The organism is Marinitoga hydrogenitolerans DSM 16785 (assembly GCF_900129175.1).
GTDB lineage: Bacteria > Thermotogota > Thermotogae > Petrotogales > Petrotogaceae > Marinitoga > Marinitoga hydrogenitolerans.
Window position 1 is genome coordinate 79,720 of the sequence record NZ_FQUI01000003.1, and the last position, 23,497, is coordinate 103,216.

Genomic DNA, 23,497 nt, shown 5'->3' on the forward strand with positions numbered 1-23,497 from the left:
AGATGATAGAAGAAAAAATATTTTTAAAAACAGATATTGAAAAGACAATGGATAATTATGATTTTTTAGGATTAAAAAATACATTAAAAATGAGTCCGGAAAATATTGTGAAAAAAATAACCGAATCAGGATTAAGAGGAAGAGGTGGAGCAGGCTTTCCAACGGGAAAAAAATGGCAATTTGCTCTAGCTCAAGAAAGTGATATAAAATTTTTAATTTGTAATGCAGATGAAGGAGAGCCGGGAACCTTTAAAGATAGATTTTTACTAGAAAATATGCCCTTTAAAGTTTTAGAAGGGATAATAATAGCAGCATATGCCGTTAAAGCAAATTTTGGTTACATTTACATTAGAGGTGAATATGCTAAAGCAATAGAAGTATTTGAAAAAACAATAAAAGATGCATATCATAGAGGACTACTAGGAAAAAAAATATTAGGCAGTAATTTTGACTTTGAATTAAGATTGGTAAAAGGTGCAGGAGCTTATGTATGCGGTGACGAAACTTCTTTAATAAATTCTATTGAAGGAAAAAGAGGACAGTCAAGAATAAAACCGCCTTATCCTGTGCAGAAAGGATTGTTCGGAAAACCAACAGTAGTTAATAATGTAGAAACATTATCAACAGTTGCTGAAATTATGAAATATGAAGATAATGTTTATGCAAAAATGGGAACAGAAAATAGTAAAGGAACAAAATTAGTTTCTATAAACGGTGATGTTAAATTACCAGATGTATATGAAATCGAATTTGGTAGTATGACCATAAAAGATATTATTGAATTAGCAGGTGGTCCAAAAGATGAAATTAATTTTGTTGTTCCAGGTGGGTTAGCAACATCTATATTAAAGTATGATGAACTTGAAGTTCTTTATACATATGAGGATTTAGAAAATAATGGATCTTCCGTTGGATCAGGTGGCATGATAGTTGTATCAAAAAAGCATGACTTAATAGAGTTATTATTAAATGTTTCAGACTTCTTTGTTAAAGAAACATGTGGAACATGCTTCCCTTGTAGAGAGGGAAATAGAAATATAAAAGAGATACTATTAAAAATGAAAAGAAAAGGATATAATGATGAATATAAGAAAATTATAGGAGATTTAAGAGAATCAATAATGCTTGCAGCAAGGTGTGGATTTGGTCAATCATCTGTCAACTTTATATATTCCATTATAGACAAATATTTTTATGAAGAGGTGAAATAGATGAATTCTATTTCTCAAAAAAAATATTTTTTAAAAATATATTCACCGGAGGTGAGTTAAGATGAGAATCGTAATAAATAATAGAGAATATAATATGCCTGAGGGGCTTAGTATCTTAGAAGCGGTAAAAAAAGCTAATATAAGAATTCCAACATTATGTTATATAGAAGGAAAAGATCCTTATGGAGCCTGTAGATTATGTGTTGTAGAGGTTGAAGGTTCAAAAACATTGGTACCTTCTTGTGCAGTGAAAATAAGTGAAGGAATGAAAATAAAAACACACTCTGAAAAAGTCAGAAAAGTTAGAAAAACAATAATGCAATTAATAGTAGCATCACATGGGATAAGTTGTGAATTGAACTGTTTAACCTGTCCAAGAGCAACATCCTGTGAATTGAAAATAATAGCAGAAGAAATAGGAGTTACAAAAATTAATATACCACCAGTAGAGAAAAATTTACCTTCAGATTTTTCCAGTTATTCTATTGTAAGAGAACCAACAAAATGTATAGTATGTGGAAGATGTATAAGGACATGTTCTGAAGTGCAAAGTGTTAATATTTTCACATTTGCGAACAGGGGGCCTAATACAATAGTTACAACATTTATGAATGAAGGTATGGGAAATGTAGATTGTACGAATTGTGGTCAATGTGTTATGAATTGTCCTACAGGAGCATTACATGAAGTATATCATATTGATGGTGTATGGAAGGTATTAAATGATCCAGATAAAATAGTTGTAGTGCAAACAGCTCCAGCAGTTAGAGTTGCCTTAGGAGAGCCCTTTGGTATGGAACCTGGAACTATTTCTACAGGGAAGATGGTATCAGCTTTGAGATTATTAGGTTTTGATAAAGTATTTGATACTGATTTTACTGCGGATTTAACAATAGTGGAAGAAGGAACTGAATTTATTCATAGATTCAAAGAAGGAGGAAAATTACCATTATTCACGTCTTGTAGTCCAGGATGGATAAAATTTATTGAGCATAATTTTCCAGAATACTTGCCTCATTTATCATCAGCAAAATCACCACAACAAATGTTTGGTGCTGTTGCAAAACATTATTATGCTAAAAAATTAGGAGTTCCAAAAGAAAAACTGGTAGTTGTTTCAATAATGCCATGTACAGCTAAAAAGTATGAAATGCATAGACCAGAACTTGCAGGTGACGTAGATTATGTATTAACAACAAGGGAATTAGCTAAAATGATAAAAGAATCCGGAATAGACTTTAATAATTTGCCAGAAGAAGAATATGATAATCCATTTGGTATATCAACAGGGGCAGGAGTAATCTTTGGTGCATCAGGGGGAGTAATGGAAGCTGCATTAAGAACAGCATATGAAATTTTAACAGGAAAAGAATTAGAAAAATTAGACTTTACTTCTGTTAGAGGATTAAAAATGGTAAAAGAAGCATCAGTTGAAATAAATGGGAAAATGATAAAGGTTGCAGTTGTAAATACATTGGGTGCTGCAAGGAAAGTCCTTGAAAAAATGAAAAATGGTGAATTGCAATATCATTTTGTAGAATTCATGGCATGTCCGGGAGGATGTATTGGTGGAGGAGGACAACCAATACCAACAAATGAAGAAGTATTGTTAAAACGAATGGAATCTATTTATGAAATCGATTATGATTCAAAATTGAGAAAATCACATGAAAATCCAGCAGTAAAAGAGTTGTATAAAGAATTCCTTAAAGAGCCAAATAGTGAAATAGCACATCATTATTTGCATACTCATTATGTAGCACGAAATTAATAATGCAAGTCAAAAAACATCCCTGTTTTAAAGATATTCAGGGGTGTTTTTTTTATTGTAAAATTAAAGCACCAAAAAATAAAATTCTCATGATTGAATACAATTAATCCAAGTATCTTTGAAAAGAACCTCATTTTTAATTTAATATACAATATTCCAAAAAAAGCTGTTAAGTGGAAATAATCAAATATTATAGCGGATATTTGTTATATAGTAGATTTAAATAGAGTTTAATTTGAGTATAAAATAATGTAAAATTTAATATATATGAAAAAATAAAAAAACGGGGAGGTAAGGAATGAGTAAATATAAATTAAAATGTATTACTTGTGAGAAAATTTATGAACCAGATGAAGTTGAGTATACGTGTCCTGCTTGTGGAAATCGAATGGGAACATTGGAAGTTATATATGATTATGAAGATATAAAGATAAATAGGGAAGAATTTTCAAAATATGAAAGTATATGGCAATTTGAGAAAATTTTACCAATTGAAAAAGATAGCTATAGAACGCTTTTACATGTTGGGGGTACTCCGTTATATGATGTTCCTAAATTATCAGAAGAATTAGGATTAAAACAATTAATTATAAAATATGATGGTACTAATCCTACAGCCTCATATAAAGATAGGGCTTCTGCTATTGCTATTACAAAAGCATATGAAAAGGGTTATGATACTATATATTGTGCATCAACAGGCAATGCTGCTAGTTCTTTAGCAGGATTAACAGCACCCACAAAATTAAAAACATTTATATTCCTTCCAGCTTCAGCACCAATTGCTAAAATTTCTCAGTTATTTATATATGGTGCAAATGTAATACCTATAGATGGTAGTTATGATGAGGCTTTTGATATTTCTATGCAAATAGGAGAAGAAAAAGGATGGTATTGCAGAAATTCAGCAATAAATCCATATTTATTAGAAGGTAAAAAAACAGGAGCTTTAGAGATAGCTGTTCAAAATAGTTGGAATATTCCTGATTATGTTTTAGTTAGTGTTGGCGATGGAACTGTAATTAGTTCATTTTATAAAGGATTTTACGATTTTTACAAGTTGGGATTAATTGATAAAATTCCTAAAATAATAGGTGTTCAGGCAGAAGGGGCAGCAGCAATAAAAAGAGTATATGATAAAGGAGAACCATTTTTACCAGATGATATAGAAACACATACTATAGCTGATAGTATAAGTGTTGGTAAACCAAGAGATATAATAAAAGCATGTAAATATGTAAAAGCAAGTGGTGGATATTTTATAAGTGTGTCAGATAAAGAAATATTAAATGCAATATACGAATTATCTTTAAAAACTGGAATATTTGGAGAACCTGCAGGTGCAGCAGCCTATGCAGGGTTAAAGAAAATATCAGGAAAATTAAAAGGATATAAAGTTGCTATTGTAATTACAGGCAATGGATTAAAAGATGTAAAAGCTATAGAAAATTTTGTAAAGTTAAAAAAAGTAAAACCAGAAATAAATGCAGTTAGAGAGGTGATTGAAGAATATGAGAATTAAATTTAAGTTAAATGGTAAAGATATAGAATATGATGTTTTAGAACATAAAAGAGCATTAGATTTTTTAAGAGATGATATGCGAATGACCTCTGTAAAAGAAGGATGTGGAGAAGGTGAATGCGGAGCATGCACAATAATATTAAATGGTAAAAATGTTAATTCATGTATGGTTTTGGCTGTTGAATTGGATGGACAGGAAGTGTGGACATTGGAAGGATTAAATAAAATTGGCGATACTGTAATACAAGACTCATATATAGAAAAAGGTGCAATTCAATGCGGATTCTGTACGCCTGGTTTTATTATGTCAACAAAGGTTCTTTTGGATAATAATCCTGATCCAACTGAAGAAGATATTAAAGATGGTTTGGAAGGGAATTTATGTAGGTGTACAGGATATACGAAAATTATAGAAGCAGTAAAATTAGCGGCAAAGAAACGAGGTGAAACAAAGTGAAATACTTTAAACCGAAATCTATTGAAGAGATTTCCAATTTAAAATCAAAATTTGAAAGTGTAAAGTTGTTATCTGGCGGAACAGACCTAATGGTAAAAATGAGAGCAGGAGTTTTAAATCCTCAAATTATTATAGATACAAAAGGATTAGAAAAAGAGAAAATAGAATTTGTAAAAGAAAAAGTAAAAATACCTATTAATACAACATATGATGATTTATTAAATAACAAAGAATTTCAAGAAAAATACCAAATGATTGTAGATATTATAAAACAAATAGGATCTCCACAAATTAGAAATAGAGCAACTCCAATTGGAAATGTAGCAAATGCATCACCTGCAGGAGATTTTTTACTTGCAACATATTTATTTAGAGGATATGCGGAAATAAAACCTTCAAATAAAAAAATAAAAATATCCCATTTAATTCATGGACCGGGTAAATTGAGTTTGAAACCAGAAGAATTTATTTATGCAATAGAACTTAGAGAGAGAAAAGGATACAGATATTATTATGAAAAAGTTGGTAAGAGAAATGCAATGAATATATCTATAATCAGTATAGGGATGTTATTAAAAGTTAAAGATAATATAATTGAAGATATAAAGGTAGCATATGGTTCAGTGGGACCTACAGTAATGAGATTTAAAGATTTAGAAAAAGAGATGATTGGAAAAGAATTTTCAGAAAAAGTATTTGAGGAATTTTCGGATAAATATATGGAAAGAATAAATCCTATAACAGATGTTAGAGCTAGTGCAGAATATAGAAAAAAAATGGTGAAAAATTTATTTATAAAAGCTTTTTACAATATATAAATTAAAAAACAGGAAGGGTGATAGCGGTGATTGAAATTAAAGAATATTTTAGGCCGAAAAGTGTTGAAGAAGCATATGATAAGCTTATCAGTACTGAAGGTGCTGAAATAATAGGTAGTGGAGCATTTATCAGACTTTCATCAAGAAAGATCAATTTAGCAATAGATCTTCAAGATGCAGGTATTAACTATGTAAAAAAAGAAGGAAATGAAATAAAAATAGGAGGAGCAACACCATTAGGTGATGTCGAGAGAAATGAGATTATAAAAAAAGCATTTGATGGGAAATTATTAGAAGTATTTCAGTTAATATGGTCTGTTCAATTAAGAAATACAGCAACTATTGGTGGTACTATATTTCCGAAATTAGGTTTTTCTGATTTAATAACAGTATTATTAGCACTAAATACAGATGTAGTCTTATATGAAAATGGTAGAATGCCTTTAGAAGTATTTTTAGAAGAAAAAATAAGAAAAGATGTCTTAACTGAAATTATAATAAAAGATGAAGATAGAAAATTATCATTCCAAAACATGAGGAATTCGTTTTACGATTTTTCAATGCTAAATGCTGCAGTTTCATATGATAAAAAAGATGATTTTAGAATAGCAATAGGTGCAAGACCGGGTGTTGCGAAATTAGCAAAAAAAGCAATGAATTATTTAAAGGAAAATAAAAATATAGAAGAAGCATCAAAGATAGCAGCAGAGGAATTCGAATATGGTTCAAATATAAAATGTTCAAAAGAATATAGAGAAGCGATTGCACCAATATTAGTTAAAAGAGGTTTAGAGGAGGTTTTAAAATGAAAATAAAATTAACTATAAATAATGAAAAAAAAGAGGTTGAAATAACGGCTTCTGAATTTTTATTAGATGTATTAAGAAGATTAGATTATATGAGTGTGAAAAAAGGTTGTGATACAGGAACATGTGGTGTATGTACAGTGTTAATGGATGGTAAGCCTGTATTATCTTGTTCAGTCTTAGCTGCTTCAGCAGATGGCCACGAGATTACAACTGTAGAAGGATTAAAAGATGATCCTGAATTTAAAGCAATATCTGAGGCTTTATTGAATGAAGGTGCAGATCAATGTGGTTTTTGTAGTCCGGGTTTGATTTTAAATGTGTATTCTATGAAAAAAGAATTAAAAGATCCAACAGAAGAGGATATGAAGAAGTATTTAGTTGGAAATCTTTGTCGATGTACAGGATATGCTCCTCAAATGAGAGCAATAAAAAAATATTTTGAGGTGAAAGCATGAAAGAAGTAAAAAGTTCAATAAAAAAAGTAGATGGTTATGGATTAGTTAGTGGGCAACCTGTTTATGCTGATGATTTAGCTCCGAAAAACGCTTTAATAGTAAAAATATTAAGGAGTCCTTATGCATTTGCAAAAATAAAAAATATAGATACTACAGAAGCAGAGAAATTGGAAGGTGTTGAATGTATTTTAACTCATAAAGATGTACCAAAAAACAGATTTACAAGGGCAGGGCAAGGTTATCCAGAGCCATCACCATATGATAAATATATATTAGATGAATATGTAAGATATATTGGTGATGAAGTTGCTGTTGTTGCAGCAAGAGATGAAATTACAGCTGAAAAAGCATTAAAACTTCTAAAAGTTGATTATGAAGTTTTAGAGCCAGTATTAGATTTTGAAAAGAGTAAAGGTTCAAAGACTATCATTCATCCGGAAAAAGATTATAAAAGTGAAAGTTTTGTAAGTTCCGATCCAAAAAATAATATTGCAGCAACATATGAGATGAGTATAGGTGATATTGAAAAAGAAATAGAGAATTCAGATGTTGTAGTTAAAGAAAGATTTTATACACAGGCTCAAGCTCATGTTATGATGGAACCGCACACAGCCTATTCTTACATGGATATGTTAGGTAGATTGGTAGTTGTAAGTTCAACACAAGTTCCTTTTCACGTAAGAAGGATATTATCTAATGCATTAGGAATGCCAATAAAAAATATTAGAGTGATAAAACCACGTGTAGGTGGAGGTTTTGGTGGCAAACAAGGAATTCATGGTGAACCGTATGTTGCATTGGTAACATTAAAAACCGGCAAACCTGCAAAGGTTTATTATACAAGAAAAGAGGTATTTGAAGCAACTTATACAAGACATACGATGAGATTTGATGTAACAATAGGTGCTGACAAAAATGGCAAAATAAAAGTTATAGATGTTAGAGGATTGTCAGATACAGGTGCATATGGGGAACACGCATTAACTACGTTTATGGTTGCAGGCTCTAAAGTATTACCAATGTATAATAAAGTAAAAGCAGTTAGATTTGGTGGTGATGTAGTATATACTAATCATCCTTCAGCAGGAGCATATAGAGGATATGGAGCAATACAGGCTAATTTCGCTATAGAATCAGCTATGGATATATTAGCTGACAAATTAGGTATCGATCCGGTTAAATTAAGAGAAATTAATATGATAAAGGAAAATGAAACATCTCCTATTTTCAAAATCATGGGAGAAGGTAAAGAAGGAGTTGATATGGTTGTAAGAAGCTGTAAATTAGATGAATGTGTAACAAAGGGAGTTCAGAAAATAAATTGGGAAAAGAAATTTAAAGATAAAAAAGAAGGTAAGAAAGTTAAAGGTGTTGGAATGGCTATTGCTATGCAAGGATCAGGTATTCCAAAAATAGATATGGCATCAGCAACATTGAAACTAAATGATGATGGTTCCTTTAATTTGTTAATTGGTGCAACGGATATAGGTACTGGTAGTGATACAATATTATCTCAAATAGCTGCAGATATATTAAATGTTCCAACTGAGGATGTAATTCCATATTCTTCAGATACAGATATAACTCCATTTGATACAGGAGCATATGCATCTAGTACCACTTATGTTACTGGAAATGCAGTTATTGAAGCTGCGAAGAAAATGAGAGAAGAGATAATAAAAGCAGGTGCCGAGTATTTTGAAGTTTCTGAAGATAAAGTAGAATTTGATGGAAAAGAAATAAAAACAGAAGATAGAAAAATTTCATTGAAAAAATTAGCTGAAATTTTATATTATAATGAAAATCAAAAGCAGTTAAGTGTAACAGGATCATACGTAGGTGAAGAATCCCCACCACCATTTATGGCTGGTTTTGCAGAAGTTGAAGTGGATACAGAAACAGGGAAAGTTGACTTGTTGAATTATGTTGCAGTAGTAGATTGTGGTACACCTATTAATCCTAATTTGGCTAAAGTACAGGTTGAAGGTGGTCTTGCTCAAGGTATTGGAATGGCAATGTATGAAGAAGTTAAATATGATAAAAATGGAAGGCTATTGACAAATAATTTATTAAATTACAAGGTCCCATCACGTGTAGATATAAAAAATCTTGATGTTGAATTAGTTGAAAGTTATGAGCCAACAGGACCATTTGGAGCAAAAAGTGTGGGTGAAATAGGAATAGATACACCACCAGCAGCTATAGCAAACGCGGTATACAACGCAGTTGGTGTAAGAATAAAAGAACTTCCAATAACTCCAGAAAAAGTTTTAATGGCATTAAGAAACAAAAAAAATAAAATATAAAAAATCATATTTTTGTAACGTTAAATTAATATATCTAAGATATAATAATTTTGAAATCCCCATCCCCCGATTCCATATAGATATATGGTATCATAAAAGCCCTGGCTAGCCAGGGCTTTTATTTTTTATTTAATGCATATTTTAGAAATTATGTGATTTTTGTTTTAAAGTAATCTTGTAAAAAATTAAGTTTTTATATTTCAATATCATTTCTATTTTCTTCAGTTATTTCTATAATAGGTAATGTATTCAAGAAGTCATATCTATTATGAAAAAACAGCCTAACAATACCTATAAAATTTTTAGATTCTTCGATAATTCTTTTTATTTCTTCTAAAAAAGGAGGATATTTTTCTTCTAAAAATCCAATTTCATCAATAACGAAAAAATCTGGAAATCTTATATTTTTTAGCTCTGTAGTTATATTTTTAAAACCATCTTCTTGAATTTCCATTCCAAAAGAGGATTTTTTGCCAATTATAAATTTTTTATTAGAATATAAAAACCAAGCATAAACATTTTCACCCTTTTTTTGAGTGAAAATGCCAGTTCTTATATTATATTTTTTTATTGCTCTATTTAAAACAGTTGTTTTTCCTACTCCCATTTTACCAGTTAATAATAATTTCATAATATCACCAATTATACAATAAAACTCAATATTGCTGCAATTATAGTATAATATCCAAAATATTTGAGTTTTCCGTTAATAACAGTTTTTTTCAAAATATAAAGCCCTAAAACGCCAAATATAAAGGTTGCAATTCCAGAATAAATTACAGAGGATGTAAATGTAACCTTATGGATTTCTAATAAACCCGCACCAAAAGTTACAGGAAGACTCATTAAGAATGAATATTTTAAAGCTGCTCCTTTTTTTGTATTTAAGAGTAATGCACCAAATAATGTAAAACCGCTTCTTGAAATACCGGGGAAAATCGCAGCAGCTTGAAATAAACCTATAATTAATGCATCTATGTAAGAAATGTCTAACAATTCTTTTTTTCCGTTAAATCTATCAGATAAAATCATTGCAATAGATGTAAACAAGAAAAATATTCCGACTAATTTTAATGAAGAAAATGCGTTATTTATTTGATCTTCAAATAAAATTCCAATAAAAGCTGCTGGAATGGAAGAAATGATAATTTTTATTGAAAGACTCCAGGCATCTTTTCTTCCTGTAAATATTCCTTTTAAAATAAACCATACTTCTTTATATACAAATAACAATACAGCAAAAAATGTCATCAAATGTAAAAAAGCAAAAAATGAAACATTAGGATCAAAATTTATTAATCTTGAAAATAAAGCTAAATGCCCCGAACTTGAAACTGGTAAAAACTCTGTTAATCCTTGAATAACACCCAATAAAATTTCCTGCATCATCACACCTCTTTCTAATTTATTCTTTTAATATTTTTTCTAAATAATGAGATAAGAAAATTCCTATTATAAAAAATATATAGGTTAACCATTTAGAAGTAATTGGGAAAATAGTAACCATTCCAGCAAGTGTTAATCCTATTAAAAATGACATAACATGCTCACGAAATTTTTCCATTAATCCTTCTAATAATTTTATAATAAAAATTAAACCCAGAAAAATGCCAATAGCAACAGGAATTAGAATATTAAAATTCATATTAGATACAGCATTTATAACTGGTTTATAAAGTCCCATAATTAGGAGCATGGATGATCCACTTACACCTGGTAAAACCATAACTGATACAGCAACAACTCCTCCAAACATTAAATACCAGAAATTGATATTACCTGTTGTAGATTCAATAGATTTTGCAAAATTTAAAAGTAGGAAAGCTATAAAAAAAGTTATGGTTATTATAGATAGATTTGATTTTTTTTTGAAATCTATTTGATTTAATAAATAAATTAAACCTCCTATAATTAAACCAGCAAAAATTCCATAAGAATATTCTGGATATTTATTAAATAGATAAGATAAAACTTTAGATAATAATATTATAGACATTCCCATTCCAATAATTAAAAAAGTAATAATTTTCAGAGATTCTTTAGTCCATTTAAGAGATACAATATCTGATGCTGCTTTTAAAATAATTTCGTATCTGCCAGAAATAGCAGCAATAGTTCCACCGCTAATTCCAGGCAATAGTTCCGCAATTCCCATTATTATACCAAGAATAAAATCTTTCAAATAACACACCTCCAAACTAAATATCGAATAAAATTTATAGCTTTAACAATTATACCAGAAACATTTTAAAAATTTAAGATAAAAATTAGAAGAGTTTTTTCTTAAAATTTTGTGATATAATGTTATGTTAAAAATAAAAAATTTTGGGAGGGATAGAAGTGAAAAAACTATTTATAACACTATTTTTAGTAACTTTGGTTATTTTATCTTTTTCTAATGTAATAAGTATTTCTCAAGCAAGACAATTAAAAGATTTACAAACAGTGATAGTTAGAGGGATAGTAACGGTAGAACCAGGGCCATTTGATGTAAACATAATTTTCCTTCAAGACGAAACAGCTGGAATAAATTTGTATTATAGAGGTAAGCAATTTAATGATATAAAAAGAGGAGATTTAGTTGAAGTAAGAGGATATACATGGTCACATAGGAATAATAAGCAAATAGTGTTAGAAGGAGATAATCCGACACATTATTACAAAATTTTATCCAGAGGTAATGATTTGCCAGCTCCTATTGAAATAAAAACTGTAGACATTAATGATGAAAAATATGAAGGATTATATGTAAAAACAAAAGGTAAAATAATTGAAATTGATAAACATGATATTAGAAAAATATATATAGATGATGGAAGCGGAAAAGGTATGGTATTTATAAGAGAAAACACAGGTATAAACTCAGCATTATTTAAAGTAGGAATAAATATGGAAGTTGTAGGAGTCTTGGGACAATATATGTCTATACGCGAATTATGGCCGAGAAACATGGATGATATTCTTGTAGATGATATTTTTCCGCCAGAAGTAAAAATATATGCAATTAGAGATAATTATCTTATAGTAGAATTTAATGAGCAGATTAATCCAGAAAGTGTATTAAAGAATAAATCTGTTAGAGTACTAAAAGCAAATATAAAAAACATTGAACTTTTAAGAGATAATACTATAATGAAAATTGAAATAGAGAATATGCCAAACAAATTTAAACTTGTTTTAAGATCAATTTCAGATAAAAATGGAAATAAAACAGGTATGATTATTTTACCAATGAATGTTGAAAAAGATAATTACAAAAATAGAGTATTATTTGACAATAATCACGGACAAACCGCAGGAAATGCAGATTGGGTAATCAACGGTGGATATTCAGATTTTGCAGATGCAGCAAAAAATCTTGGTTTAAAGGTTGAAGAAATAAAAGAAGATTTCAATGAAAATATTTTAAATATGTATAAAACTCTGATAATTCCAGAGCCAAATAAACCTTTTAAAGATTTTGAAGTATCAGCTATACTGAATTTTGTAAAAAATGGCGGTTCATTATTTATAATAGCAGATCATGGAAATTCGGATAGAAATGGAAATGGATGGGATTCTCCTAAAATTTTTAATACCTTTGTTGAAAATTTTGGATTTAAATTTGCTGGAGATGATTTAGAAGAAGCACCATTAGCGCATGTTTATAATCACGAAATAACAAAAGGAATTAAAAAAATAGGTGTTTGGAATGGTTCGTCGATAAAAATATTAAATGACAAAGTAAAAGTGTTAATTGCTAATTCTGAAGACAAACCATATATGATTGTTACTACATATGGAAAAGGAAAAGTAGTTGCAATTGGAGATAGCTCTCCATTTGATGATGGAACTGGAGATACAGGTGATTTACTACATAACGGATGGCAATGGGGAGATGACGCACAACTTGCAATTAATGTAATTAAATATTTAATGAAATAATAAAACAAATCCCCATAAATGGGGATTTGTTTTGGATTACTGAATAAAATATGTATTATTATTCCATTATAATTTTAAAAAATTATAATCAACTAATTTTTATCAACTGAAATCAGAAAGAATGACTATTATTATATAATATACATCTTATTCTGTATAACCAATTTTCCAATATTCAACAAGACGTTTTGGAATTTTATCAGTAAAATCAGGTAATTTTTGTTTTATGTAAAAAGAATTTCCATAATAAGGTTTAGTTGTTCCAGTTAGTTGTTTTACTATATATAATTCATCTTTGGCTCTTGTAACAGCAACATAAAATAAACGCTCTTCTTCATCTAATTTTTTATCTTTTAAAGCCATTCCATTTGGGAAATCTCCAGGGTTTACAGAGATTATAATAACAACTTTCCATTCAAGGCCTTTTGCGCCATGAACAGTAGTTAATGTAATTTTTTCAACTTTTCTATCTTTTTCTGCACCTTGAATTTCAATATTTTCACTTAAGGCTAATTCTTCTAAAAATTTATCAAGCGTTTCATATCTTGAAGCAATTTCGGATAATCTTTCTATATCAAGTTTTCTAGAATATGCATCTTTAAAATTTAATTCGAGATATTCTTTGTAAAATTCTAAATATATGTAGTCTATTAAATCTTGAGGATTTTCTGTTTCGTTTTCATATAGGTATAAGATTATATCTTTTAATTTCGGATATTTTTTTAGATTAATATTTTCAAAGGCATCATAAGGTGTAGTATATTCCATTAAATTTGTATAAAATTCTTTTGTAATTTTTGTCATGGTTTTTTGTCCGATACCTGGAAATAATTTTAAAACTCTTGACCATGATATGTTGTCAAAAGGATTTGCGACTATTTTTAAAAAAGCCATAATATCTTTTATATGCCGTGTTTCTATAAATCTTTTTCCAGATAACAGTTTGTAAGATATTTTTCTTGCATCTAATTTCTGTTGTAAAGTCATAGATAAACTATGTGATCTATATAAGATAGCAATGTCTTCTGGTGAAATACCTTCATTAAATTTGTTTTCTATTAATTGTACAACAAAGTCTGCTTGTTCTAATTCATCATATGTTTTTACTATTTTAGGCTTTATATTAAAAGATGAACGAAAAGGTTTTAATTTTTTAGGAATAGAATGTGTTGGGATTAAATAATTTTCAAGTTCTACAATTTCTGGAACACTTCTATAATTTGTTTGTATTTTAAATAGTTTCACGTTTTCATGATTTTGGAAATCTTCAACATTTTCGAATCTTGATCCTCTGAAAGAATAAATGCTTTGAGAATCGTCGCCGACAACTATTAAATTTTTATGAACGCTAGATAGAAATTCAACAATTCTTAGTTGAACTAAACTTGTATCTTGAAATTCATCAACCAAAACCCATTTATATTTTGAAGCAATATGATTCCTGATATCATCATTTGTTTCCAATAGTCTTAAAGTATTTACAAGCATATCATCATAATCCATAGCATTTATTTTTTGTTTAAGATCTATGTAATGCATATAAATCTTTTCTATATCATCTTCAACATCGATTAAATATGGAGCAACATCTAAAACAGCTTCTCTTAAGGATTTTAAAGTGTTTGCAGCATAACCTACAATTTTTAGTATAACGCCTTCATTTGGTATTTGCTTTGCTTCTTCTTTTGTTAAGTTCCCTTTATATTCATTTTTTGCAATTCTCATTAAATCTTTCGAATCTTCAGAGTCAAGTATGGAAAAGTTATTATCATATCCTAATACTTTTGCATATCTTCTGAGAATCATATTACAAATATGATGAAATGTTCCAGCAGTAAGTGATGATGTATCCACATTAGTGACATTTTTTACCCTTTCAATCATTTCTTTAGCAGATGCTCTTGTGAAAGTAACAAGTAAGATATTTTCAGGTCTAATACCTTGTGATAATAGATAAGCAATTTTATAAGTAATAACCCGGGTTTTTCCTGAACCCGGGCCAGCAATTATTAATGATCTACCTTTTGAATTAATAACAGCCTTTAATTGCTCATCATCCAATTCTTCTTTGAAAAATTCTGGGATTGTATATTCATTCCTTTTTATGTTAAATACTTTTTCTTCCATAATAATCCTCCGATTATAACTATTTAATCAAAACTATTTTAATTATAATTCTTTTCCAAGCATTGAACTAAGTTCTTTAAGTTGAGCACTTCTACTTGGATGTCTTAGTTTTCTAAGTGCTTTTACTTCAATTTGTCTAATTCTTTCTCTAGTAACATTAAAATATTGCCCAACTTCTTCAAGTGTTTTTACTTTACCATCGAGGAGACCATATCTCATTTTTAAAACCATAGCTTCTCTTGGTTGTAATGTATCTAATATTTTTTCTAATTCTTCTCTTAACAACATTTTCATAGCGACTTCAGAAGGTTTATCTAATGAGTCATCAGCAATAAAATCTCCAATTGTTGAATCATCTTCATCTGAAGATCCAAGCGGTGAATCAGCAGATATAGTCTCTCTTGCGGTTAATAAAATTTCGTTAACCTTTTCTACAGGTTTACCTGTTAATTCGGCTAATTTATCAGGAGATGGATATTCCCCATATTCTTGTAAGTATTCTCTAATTATTTTATTGAATTTGTTTATTGTTTCAACCATATGTACAGGAATTCTTATAGTTCTTGCCTGATCAGCAATAGCTCTTGTAATTGCCTGTCTTATCCACCATGTGGCATATGTGCTGAATTTAAAACCCTTTTTATAATCAAATTTATTCACAGCTTTTATTAAACCAATGTTACCTTCCTGAATTAAATCGAGGAAAGATAACCCTCTACCCACATATTTTTTTGCAATAGATATAACCAATCTCAAATTAGCTTTAATTAATTCATTACGTGCTTTTTTATTACCTTCATTAGCTCTTTTAGCTAATCTCTTTTCTCTTTGAGGAGTTAATAATTTTATTTTTCCAATTTCTTTTAAATAAACCTTTATAGGATCTTTTAAAGACATGTTATCAAATACTTGAGTTTCACCATCTTCTAAATAATCCATTAGTTCAATTGTAGCAGCGCCTTCAGATTCGATAATTCCTTCTATTTCATGAATACTATTATCATCTAATTGGGTACCATCATCTACCATTATTCCTTCTTTTTCAAGGGCTTCATATACTTTTTCAATTAGTTCGGTATCTAATTCTGTAGGTAATGTTTTATCAATATCTTCATAGGTTAAAACCATATTGTTTTTTTTGGCTTTTTTCACTAACTCTTTAACAATCTTTTCAAAAGGTTTTGGAGGTTTATAACTTTTTCTTTTCTTTTTTTTCACTTCAACGAATTCTTTAGATTTGTCAATATCACCAATTTCTAAATCACCAATTTCTTCAATAGCTTTCATTAAGTCTTTATCTGCCATTAAAAAACACCTCCTCGCTTTTTAAGAGTAGCGAGTATCTCGAATATTTTTTTCATTATTTCTTTTTTTTCTTTTGGATCGTTTGTGTTATTAAGCATTTTTCTTAGTTTTTTAACTTCCTCTTCTTTTCGGAATTTTTCTATCGAATCTATTAGACTCATAAATATTCTTTCTGGTTCGATATCATAATCAAAATTCCATGTTAACTTTATTAAATTAATTAACTCTTCGCTACCATTTTCCAATATTTCTGATAAATCATAGCCATTTTCAATAAAATCTAAAAATTCTTTTCCATATGTTTCAAAGTCTTTTGAAGAGAGTTTTTCTTGTATTCTTTTTCTATACTTTTTATGTTTTATCCATAACCAAATAAGTTGTTTATCTAATTCATTATACCTTTTTTCTCTTGAGGATATTGTTGGTTCTTCAAGAGATGCATAAGGAATTACTTTTTTATTGTACTTTTTATATTTTAATATATTATCAATGGCTTTTTTTATATTATTTTCTGGCTTTAAAATAATCAAAGAAATTCTTTTAATAAATGTATCCAGAATTGCAGCATGCTTTGATCGTTGAAATTTCAAATACCATTCTGCCATTTTTTCAAGATATTGTTCAATACCAAATTCATCATCTAAATTATATTTATCTTTAAAATATTCAGGTATAAATTCATGAAATTTTTTCGAATTTTCTAAAGTTCGAAGAATCCCATTTTGCCCTTCTTTTTTTATTAATTCATCAGGATCTTTTGTGGTGTATTGGGCTATGGCAACCTGAAATCCAAAAGATAATAAATAATCTAAAGATTTAAGTGTGGCGTTTTGACCGGCTTCATCCATATCAAACATAGTGATAATTTTATCGGATAATTTTATAAGTTTTTTAGCATGATATTGCGTAAAAGCTGAACCGAGAATTGCAACAGTATTTTCAAAACCATTTATATGCATACTAATAGCATCAAAATAACCTTCTACTAAAATACTATATTTTTCTCTTTTTATAATATTTTTAGATTTATCAAATAAGAATAAAATCTTAGATTTCTGGAAGAATTTATTTTCTGGACTGTTTAAGTATTTAGGGGTTTCATTTTTTATTGTTCTTCCTGCAAAGGCAATAACTCTTCCAAAATCATCATTTATAGGAATAATTATTCTGTTTTGAAATATTTCTTTCCCATCTTCTCTAACTATTCCTAATTTATTTCCAAGAGTTATCGGTAAATCAAAATCATCTAAAATTGATGATTTTAAAGAACCATTGGAAAAACCCAAACCAAATCTTTCAGCATAATTTTTATTAATTCCTCTGTTGATTAAATATTTCCATGCTGGATGAGATTGAGGTAAATTCAACAATATTTCTTTATATTTTTTATGATATTCTTCAAATATTTGTAGTTCTATAGGTAGCTCTTTTCTTTGTATATATTGAGAAATATCTATACCAGCTAAAACTGCAGCCTTTTTAACGGCATCTATAAAATTTAATTGTTCATATTTTTGAATAAAGCTAATTGGATCGCCATGGGCGCCACATCCGAAACAATGAAAAGTATTTGTTGATGGGAAAATAAAAAAAGAAGGTGTGTCTTCTGGATGAAAAGGACACAAGGCGGTATAATTCTTTCCCGTTTTTTTTAAAGAAAGATAATTTCCGACAATATCTTTTATATTTAATCTTGAATTGATTTCATCAATAATTTCCTTTGGTATCAAGATACCATCTCCATATAGCAAAATTATGGGAACGGAAAACCGTTCCCTTATTATGCAACATTTTGATATAAAGCAAAGATCATCTCTTTGAGAATTGAGGAGCTCTTCTTGCTTTTCTTAAACCGTATTTCTTTCTTTCTACTTCTCTTGGATCTCTTGTTAATAATCCGTATTTTCTTAAAACAGGTCTTAAGTTTTCGTCGAATTTTAATAAAGCTCTTGCAATACCCAATCTAATAGCACCAGCTTGACCATTCATTCCTCCGCCTTCTACAGTTATAACTAAATCGAATTTTCCTTCATTTTCTGTAACTGTTAAAGGTTCTAAAGCGTGTTTTGACCAAACAGGGTTATTATTAAAGTATTGAGTTAAATTTTCAAATTCTTTTTTATTTACTCTTACTTTTCCTTCACCTGGTCTTAAGTGTACTCTTGCGATAGAAGCTTTTCTTCTACCTGTTCCATAATAATCTATAAATTCAGCCATGCATTATTCCCTCCTTATAATTCCAACTTTTCTGGTTTTTGTGCTTCATGAGGGTGACTAGAACCAGAATAAACCTTTAATTTCTTGAACATGTGTCTTCCTAATGTTGTTTTTGGAAGCATACCTTTTACAGCTTTTTCTATTAATCTTTCAGGATATTTTTCTAATATTTCTTTTGCTGTTTGTTCTTTTATACCTCCAGGATATCCTGTATGTCTATAATATTTCTTTTGAGTCCATTTTTTACCTGTTAAAACAATTTTTTCAGCATTTATTACAATTACATAATCACCTGTATCGACATGTGGTGTATAAGTTGGTTTGTGTTTCCCCTGCAATATCTTAGCTACTTGTGAAGCTAATCTACCTAATGACATTCCAGCTGCATCAACAACATACCATTTTCTTTCAATTTCTTCATTTTTTGCTAAATAACTCTTTTGAGTCATAATTGAAGCCATTTTGCTGTCCTCCTTTCTTAGGAAAAAAAGTTCTTTATTCTTTTATATAACAAGTCGCCTAAAATAGCGTCTATAATGAATTTAATCATATTAAAAGCGATTATAGTTATAATAAGTGTCCATGATGATAAACCAAAATATTTTGCTGCTTCGCTAAAAGACATTTTAAAATAAATAGGAATAATAGCCATGTTCATTAAAACCATTATTATACCAACACCAAAAGAAGAAATACTATATTTAATATATTTGTTTATATTTAATTTAAAAATTGTAAGTATTGATATAAAAGTAAAAATGGCTATAAAATCCATTGAAACGCCTATTAAATCACCAGATTTTACAAAATAAAATACAATATCTTTTGTTATTAACGAGAACATGGCGGTTTTCCAGTCAAATAAAAAAAGAGAAGCAATAATTAGTAATGCACTTGGATCAAATTTCAAAAAACTTGCAAAAGGAAATATTGGAAATTCTAAAAACATTAATAGTACCGATAACGCTCCCAATATTCCTGCCGTGGATAATGTTTTTACACGGCTCATATTATCACCATCTCATCTTTCTGGATAAACGCTGATTATTCTTCTGTTGTTTCTTTTTTCGAATTTCACATAACCTTCTATTTTAGCAAATATTGTATGATCTTTTCCAATTCCAACATTGTTTCCTGGGTGGAAATGAGTTCCTCTTTGTCTAACAATGATATTTCCTGGAACTACTTTTTGACCGTCGCTTTTTTTAACTCCGAGGTACTTAGGATTGGAATCTCTTCCGTTTTTTGCGGTACCTCCACTCTTTTTTGATGAAAAGAGTTGAAGATTTATTTTCATTACTTATTCACCTCCACTTTTAAGTTATCGGGATAACTTTCTTCAATACTTTTTAATGCATCGTGTAAATATTTTATCAATTTATCAGATAACTCATTATTTGACCAATTAATTTTTAAATAACCATCTTTTGTTTTGAAATCGCCTAAATTCTCATTTTTAATGATTTCTGAAACAAATTGGGTTAAAACACTTACAGCACTACATACAATGTCTTTTCCATACTGATCGAAATCTGCGTGTCCTTTAATTGTAACTATGTTTTTTTTGAAATTAAATGTTACTTGAATCATGCTTCGATTTTTTTAATCTTTAAAGCAGTAAAATGTTGACGATGTCCTTTTTTTCTTCTGTAATTTTTTCTTCCCTGGAACTTTACAACTAATACTTTTTTATCTTTTCCATGTTTTACGACTTCAGCAACAACCTTTGCGTTTTCTACGTATGGCTTTCCAACTTTTGCAGACTCATCTTTTACAAATAAAACTTTGTCTAAAACAACTTCAGAACCTGGTTCATATCCATTTAATTTTTCTGTGTAAAGTTCCATGCCTTCTTCTACTCTGTATTGTTTTCCGCCAACTTCAATGATAGCGTACATATAGTCACCTCCTCTTGAAATAATAATATTGGGCTAAGGTACCACTTGGGATTTTAAACCTTAGACCCTTTCCGAATTATTTTATCATATTTCACACTAAGCATTGATTAAACTTATGTTAAAATTATAAATCGGTTTAATTATCCAGTATATGTACTATTATTGATTTCAATTCCAATAGGGCAATGATCGGAACCCATTACATCTGAAAGAATAAAAGCATCTTTAATTTTATTTTCCAAAGGAGTACTTATGAAGAAATAATCTATTCTCCATCCAACATTCCTTTCTCTTGCTCTAGTTTTGTAATCCCACCATGTATAATTATTTGGTTCTTGATTAAACATTCTGAATGTATCAATAAATCCACTATCCAATAACTTATCAATCCATTCTCTTTCTATGGGTAAAAATCCAGATACATTTTCATTTTCCTTTGGTCTTGCAAGATCTATTTCTTTATGTGCAGTGTTAACATCGCCACAAATAATAATATTAGGTTGTTTCTTTTTATAATCTTCTAAAAATTCCAATAAATAATAGTAAAAATCCATTTTATATTCCAATCTTTCCTGTCTTGCTTTACCGTTTGGGAAATATATATTAAAAAGCGAAAAGTTTTCATATTCAGTAATTAATGTTCTTCCTTCAGAATCAAACTTTTCATTTCCGAAACCTTTTAAAATATTTTTTGGTTCGATTTTTGTAAAAGTAGCTACACCACTATATCCTTTTTTTTCTGCTGAAACAAAATATTTTTTCCATGTTCCATAACTTAAAAATTTTTTGGTTAATTGCTCTTCCCTTGCTTTTGTTTCTTGAATACATAATATATCTGGATCTTCGGTATTCAGGAAATCTATAAAACCTTTCTTTATAGCTGCTCTTATTCCATTAACATTCCAAGATATAATTTTCATATATTTATCACCTCAAACAGTATAGTTAAAATACAATTATCATATTAAATTATAACATAATTTTCTATTTGAAATTTATAAAATAAAATAGTAAAATTATAGAAAGATGAAAACTTCAGAATTTTGATTTTTTGGAGTATATTATGCAAAAAACGCAAATGATGCATTAAAATATTCAAAAAGATTTATTAATAGGAGGCTATAAGATGGGAGTTTTAAAAGGGTTAAAACCAGAAAAAGTATTTTATTATTTTGAAGAAATAAGTCAAATACCAAGATGTTCGGGAAATGAAAAAGCTATTAGCGATTACCTTGTAAATTTTGCTAAAGAAAGGAACTTAGAATATATTCAAGATAAAGCATTAAATGTGATTATAAGAAAACCAGCAACCAAAGGTTATGAAAGTGCTCCAGGTGTTATTATTCAAGGTCATATTGATATGGTTTGTGAAAAAACTTCTGATTCTAATCATGATTTTTCAAAGGACCCTATAAAATTACAAATAGATGGAGATTATATAAAAGCAACGAATACAACATTGGGAGCGGATAATGGTATTGCTGTGGCATATGCATTAGCTATACTTGATTCCAAAGATATAGCCCACCCTGAAATAGAAGCATTATTTACAACAGAAGAAGAAACAGGAATGACAGGAGCAAATGAATTGGATCCATCATTATTAAATGGAAAAGTACTTTTAAATATAGATTCTGAAGAAGAAGGAATATTTTATGTGAGTTGTGCAGGTGGTTTGAGAGATGTAATAACATTGCCAGTTGAATTTAAAAAGCCAGAAAATAAATATGGAATAAGATTAAAGGTATTTGGATTGCAAGGTGGGCATTCTGGAATGGAAATTATAAAGCAGAGAGGAAATGCCAATAAATTGTTAGGAAGAGTATTATATGATTTAAATAAAAAGATAAAAGTCGAATGTGCTTCAATAAATGGCGGAGATAAAAGCAATGCTATTCCTAGAGAGGCAACAGCAGAATTGATTATTGATAATATAGAAAAAGCAAAACAAATTGTTGAGTATTGGGACAAAACATTTAAAAATGAATTAAGTGTTTCAGATCCAAAGGTAAAAGTTTCAATAGAGGAAATAGAAAAATCAGAAAGAGTATTAACAAAAGAATCCTTTGAAAAAGCAATATATATTTTAATGTTGGTTCATGATGGAGTTCAAACAATGAGTAAATCAATTGAAGGATTGGTAGAAAGTTCGAGTAACTTAGGTGTTGTTAAAACATATACTAATAGAATAGAGTTTACATCAGCTACCAGAAGTTCTGTGGAAACACTAAGGGATTTAATACATAACAAAACAGAAATTATAACAAAATTAGTAGGAGCAGAATTAAATACAAATGCTCCATATCCAGCATGGGAATATAAACCAGATTCGAGAATAAGAGAATTAATGAAAAAAGTATATAAAGATATGTATGGTAAAGAACCAGAAATAGCAGCTATTCACGCCGGATTAGAATGTGGAATATTGTCAGGTAAAATGAAAGATGTAGATATGATTTCGTTTGGGCCAAATTTATATGATGTACATACACCACAAGAAAAAATGAGTATTTCATCTGTAAAAAGAGTATGGGAATTTTTAGTTGAAGTATTAAAGCAAATAAAAAATTATTAAGAGGCTGCTTTGCAGCCTCTTAATAATTTAAAAATCCCCATATTATATACGAAACAAGTATTGAAATATAAAGGAAGTGTGATTGGTAGTAGTTATACAAAT

General features: G+C 29.0%; 23 protein-coding genes. 10 read left to right on the top strand and 13 right to left on the bottom strand.

The window, feature by feature from the left end; all coding sequences use genetic code 11:
- The first annotated feature begins 2 nt into the window (after nt 1–2).
- The 8 genes from BUA62_RS01750 (at nt 3) to BUA62_RS01785 (ending at nt 9,349) form a co-directional block, all read left to right on the top strand.
- Nucleotides 3–1,211, top strand: a complete 1,209-nt coding sequence (locus BUA62_RS01750) for a complex I 51 kDa subunit family protein (RefSeq protein ID WP_072862805.1) — start codon at nt 3–5, stop codon at nt 1,209–1,211.
- Nucleotides 1,212–1,272: 61 nt separating this feature from the next.
- Nucleotides 1,273–2,982: an NADH-dependent [FeFe] hydrogenase, group A6 gene (locus BUA62_RS01755; protein WP_072862807.1), complete on the top strand. Its 1,710-nt coding sequence runs from the start codon at nt 1,273–1,275 to the stop codon at nt 2,980–2,982.
- Nucleotides 2,983–3,280: 298 nt separating this feature from the next.
- The gene (gene thrC / locus BUA62_RS01760) at nt 3,281–4,504 is read left to right on the top strand and encodes a threonine synthase (protein WP_072862809.1); all 1,224 of its coding nucleotides are present in this window, start codon (nt 3,281–3,283) and stop codon (nt 4,502–4,504) included.
- On the top strand, nt 4,494–4,961 hold the full coding sequence (locus BUA62_RS01765) for a (2Fe-2S)-binding protein (RefSeq protein WP_072862811.1): 468 nt from the start codon (nt 4,494–4,496) through the stop codon (nt 4,959–4,961). Before thrC ends, BUA62_RS01765 begins: the two co-directional genes overlap by 11 nt.
- Nucleotides 4,958–5,779 carry an FAD binding domain-containing protein gene (locus tag BUA62_RS01770; protein WP_072862813.1) on the top strand — a complete coding sequence of 274 codons (822 nt, stop codon included), beginning with the start codon at nt 4,958–4,960 and terminating at the stop codon, nt 5,777–5,779. Before BUA62_RS01765 ends, BUA62_RS01770 begins: the two co-directional genes overlap by 4 nt.
- A 26-nt stretch (nt 5,780–5,805) precedes the next feature.
- Nucleotides 5,806–6,588: an FAD binding domain-containing protein gene (locus BUA62_RS01775; RefSeq protein WP_072862815.1), complete on the top strand. Its 783-nt coding sequence runs from the start codon at nt 5,806–5,808 to the stop codon at nt 6,586–6,588.
- Nucleotides 6,585–7,043, top strand: coding sequence for a (2Fe-2S)-binding protein (locus tag BUA62_RS01780; RefSeq protein ID WP_072862817.1), 459 nt, complete (start codon nt 6,585–6,587; stop codon nt 7,041–7,043). The genes BUA62_RS01775 and BUA62_RS01780 overlap by 4 nt, the downstream gene beginning before the upstream one ends.
- Complete coding sequence (locus BUA62_RS01785; protein ID WP_072862819.1) at nt 7,040–9,349, top strand: xanthine dehydrogenase family protein molybdopterin-binding subunit; 2,310 nt, start codon at nt 7,040–7,042, stop codon at nt 9,347–9,349. The genes BUA62_RS01780 and BUA62_RS01785 overlap by 4 nt, the downstream gene beginning before the upstream one ends.
- 193 nt (nt 9,350–9,542) lie before the next feature.
- On the opposite strand, the gene BUA62_RS01790 is transcribed toward BUA62_RS01785, so the two are convergent.
- The 3 genes from BUA62_RS01790 to BUA62_RS01800 are packed head-to-tail and all read right to left on the bottom strand — an operon-like array spanning nt 9,543 to nt 11,531.
- Nucleotides 9,543–9,980 carry a nucleoside-triphosphatase gene (locus tag BUA62_RS01790; RefSeq protein WP_072862821.1) on the bottom strand — a complete coding sequence of 146 codons (438 nt, stop codon included), beginning with the start codon at nt 9,978–9,980 and terminating at the stop codon, nt 9,543–9,545.
- 11 nt (nt 9,981–9,991) lie between these two features.
- Complete coding sequence (locus tag BUA62_RS01795; protein WP_072862823.1) at nt 9,992–10,735, bottom strand: undecaprenyl-diphosphate phosphatase; 744 nt, start codon at nt 10,733–10,735, stop codon at nt 9,992–9,994.
- Nucleotides 10,736–10,754: 19 nt separating this feature from the next.
- Nucleotides 10,755–11,531: a DUF368 domain-containing protein gene (locus BUA62_RS01800; RefSeq protein WP_200782271.1), complete on the bottom strand. Its 777-nt coding sequence runs from the start codon at nt 11,529–11,531 to the stop codon at nt 10,755–10,757.
- Nucleotides 11,532–11,689: 158 nt separating this feature from the next.
- Between BUA62_RS01800 and BUA62_RS01805 the strand changes: the two genes are divergently transcribed.
- Nucleotides 11,690–13,273: a Gldg family protein gene (locus BUA62_RS01805; RefSeq protein ID WP_072862825.1), complete on the top strand. Its 1,584-nt coding sequence runs from the start codon at nt 11,690–11,692 to the stop codon at nt 13,271–13,273.
- A 147-nt stretch (nt 13,274–13,420) separates the two neighbouring features.
- Here BUA62_RS01805 and BUA62_RS01810 read toward each other — a convergent pair whose 3' ends face one another.
- The 10 genes from BUA62_RS01810 to BUA62_RS01855 all read right to left on the bottom strand — a co-directional run bounded on the left by BUA62_RS01810 (nt 13,421) and on the right by BUA62_RS01855 (nt 21,740).
- Entirely contained in the window at nt 13,421–15,400 is a 1,980-nt protein-coding gene (locus BUA62_RS01810; protein ID WP_072862827.1) for an ATP-dependent helicase, read from the bottom strand.
- A 42-nt stretch (nt 15,401–15,442) separates the two neighbouring features.
- On the bottom strand, nt 15,443–16,705 hold the full coding sequence (rpoD, locus tag BUA62_RS01815; RefSeq protein WP_072862829.1) for an RNA polymerase sigma factor RpoD: 1,263 nt from the start codon (nt 16,703–16,705) through the stop codon (nt 15,443–15,445).
- Nucleotides 16,705–18,435 carry a DNA primase gene (gene dnaG / locus BUA62_RS01820; RefSeq protein ID WP_072862831.1) on the bottom strand — a complete coding sequence of 577 codons (1,731 nt, stop codon included), beginning with the start codon at nt 18,433–18,435 and terminating at the stop codon, nt 16,705–16,707. The genes rpoD and dnaG overlap by 1 nt, the downstream gene beginning before the upstream one ends.
- 79 nt (nt 18,436–18,514) lie before the next feature.
- Nucleotides 18,515–18,922, bottom strand: a complete 408-nt coding sequence (gene rpsI, locus BUA62_RS01825; RefSeq protein ID WP_072862833.1) for a 30S ribosomal protein S9 — start codon at nt 18,920–18,922, stop codon at nt 18,515–18,517.
- Between the two features lie 14 nt (nt 18,923–18,936).
- Complete coding sequence (gene rplM / locus BUA62_RS01830; RefSeq protein ID WP_072862836.1) at nt 18,937–19,383, bottom strand: 50S ribosomal protein L13; 447 nt, start codon at nt 19,381–19,383, stop codon at nt 18,937–18,939.
- 17 nt (nt 19,384–19,400) lie between these two features.
- Complete coding sequence (locus tag BUA62_RS01835; RefSeq protein WP_072862838.1) at nt 19,401–19,931, bottom strand: ECF transporter S component; 531 nt, start codon at nt 19,929–19,931, stop codon at nt 19,401–19,403.
- Nucleotides 19,932–19,943: 12 nt separating this feature from the next.
- The gene (gene rpmA / locus BUA62_RS01840; protein ID WP_072862840.1) at nt 19,944–20,219 is read right to left on the bottom strand and encodes a 50S ribosomal protein L27; all 276 of its coding nucleotides are present in this window, start codon (nt 20,217–20,219) and stop codon (nt 19,944–19,946) included.
- Nucleotides 20,219–20,512 (bottom strand): ribosomal-processing cysteine protease Prp, encoded by a 294-nt coding sequence (locus BUA62_RS01845; RefSeq protein WP_072862842.1) that lies wholly within the window; start codon nt 20,510–20,512, stop codon nt 20,219–20,221. Before BUA62_RS01845 ends, rpmA begins: the two co-directional genes overlap by 1 nt.
- Nucleotides 20,509–20,820, bottom strand: a complete 312-nt coding sequence (gene rplU / locus BUA62_RS01850; protein ID WP_072862844.1) for a 50S ribosomal protein L21 — start codon at nt 20,818–20,820, stop codon at nt 20,509–20,511. The genes BUA62_RS01845 and rplU overlap by 4 nt, the downstream gene beginning before the upstream one ends.
- Before the next feature lie 140 nt (nt 20,821–20,960).
- Nucleotides 20,961–21,740, bottom strand: coding sequence for an exodeoxyribonuclease III (locus tag BUA62_RS01855; protein ID WP_072862847.1), 780 nt, complete (start codon nt 21,738–21,740; stop codon nt 20,961–20,963).
- A 206-nt stretch (nt 21,741–21,946) separates the two neighbouring features.
- On the opposite strand from BUA62_RS01855, the gene BUA62_RS01860 reads away from it, so the two are divergent.
- Complete coding sequence (locus tag BUA62_RS01860) at nt 21,947–23,395, top strand: aminoacyl-histidine dipeptidase (RefSeq protein ID WP_072862849.1); 1,449 nt, start codon at nt 21,947–21,949, stop codon at nt 23,393–23,395.
- Nucleotides 23,396–23,497 lie beyond the last annotated feature (102 nt).

Coding starts and splice junctions, on each gene's coding strand:
- BUA62_RS01750 (WP_072862805.1), top strand. CDS start 3: ATGATAGAAGAAAAAATATTTTTAAAAACAGATATTGAAAAGACAATG.
- BUA62_RS01755 (WP_072862807.1), top strand. CDS start 1,273: ATGAGAATCGTAATAAATAATAGAGAATATAATATGCCTGAGGGGCTT.
- thrC (WP_072862809.1), top strand. CDS start 3,281: ATGAGTAAATATAAATTAAAATGTATTACTTGTGAGAAAATTTATGAA.
- BUA62_RS01765 (WP_072862811.1), top strand. CDS start 4,494: ATGAGAATTAAATTTAAGTTAAATGGTAAAGATATAGAATATGATGTT.
- BUA62_RS01780 (WP_072862817.1), top strand. CDS start 6,585: ATGAAAATAAAATTAACTATAAATAATGAAAAAAAAGAGGTTGAAATA.
- BUA62_RS01785 (WP_072862819.1), top strand. CDS start 7,040: ATGAAAGAAGTAAAAAGTTCAATAAAAAAAGTAGATGGTTATGGATTA.
- BUA62_RS01790 (WP_072862821.1), bottom strand. CDS start 9,980: ATGAAATTATTATTAACTGGTAAAATGGGAGTAGGAAAAACAACTGTT.
- BUA62_RS01795 (WP_072862823.1), bottom strand. CDS start 10,735: ATGCAGGAAATTTTATTGGGTGTTATTCAAGGATTAACAGAGTTTTTA.
- BUA62_RS01810 (WP_072862827.1), bottom strand. CDS start 15,400: ATGGAAGAAAAAGTATTTAACATAAAAAGGAATGAATATACAATCCCA.
- rpoD (WP_072862829.1), bottom strand. CDS start 16,705: ATGGCAGATAAAGACTTAATGAAAGCTATTGAAGAAATTGGTGATTTA.
- rpsI (WP_072862833.1), bottom strand. CDS start 18,922: ATGGCTGAATTTATAGATTATTATGGAACAGGTAGAAGAAAAGCTTCT.
- rplM (WP_072862836.1), bottom strand. CDS start 19,383: ATGGCTTCAATTATGACTCAAAAGAGTTATTTAGCAAAAAATGAAGAA.
- BUA62_RS01835 (WP_072862838.1), bottom strand. CDS start 19,931: ATGAGCCGTGTAAAAACATTATCCACGGCAGGAATATTGGGAGCGTTA.
- rpmA (WP_072862840.1), bottom strand. CDS start 20,219: ATGAAAATAAATCTTCAACTCTTTTCATCAAAAAAGAGTGGAGGTACC.
- BUA62_RS01845 (WP_072862842.1), bottom strand. CDS start 20,512: ATGATTCAAGTAACATTTAATTTCAAAAAAAACATAGTTACAATTAAA.
- rplU (WP_072862844.1), bottom strand. CDS start 20,820: ATGTACGCTATCATTGAAGTTGGCGGAAAACAATACAGAGTAGAAGAA.
- BUA62_RS01855 (WP_072862847.1), bottom strand. CDS start 21,740: ATGAAAATTATATCTTGGAATGTTAATGGAATAAGAGCAGCTATAAAG.
- BUA62_RS01860 (WP_072862849.1), top strand. CDS start 21,947: ATGGGAGTTTTAAAAGGGTTAAAACCAGAAAAAGTATTTTATTATTTT.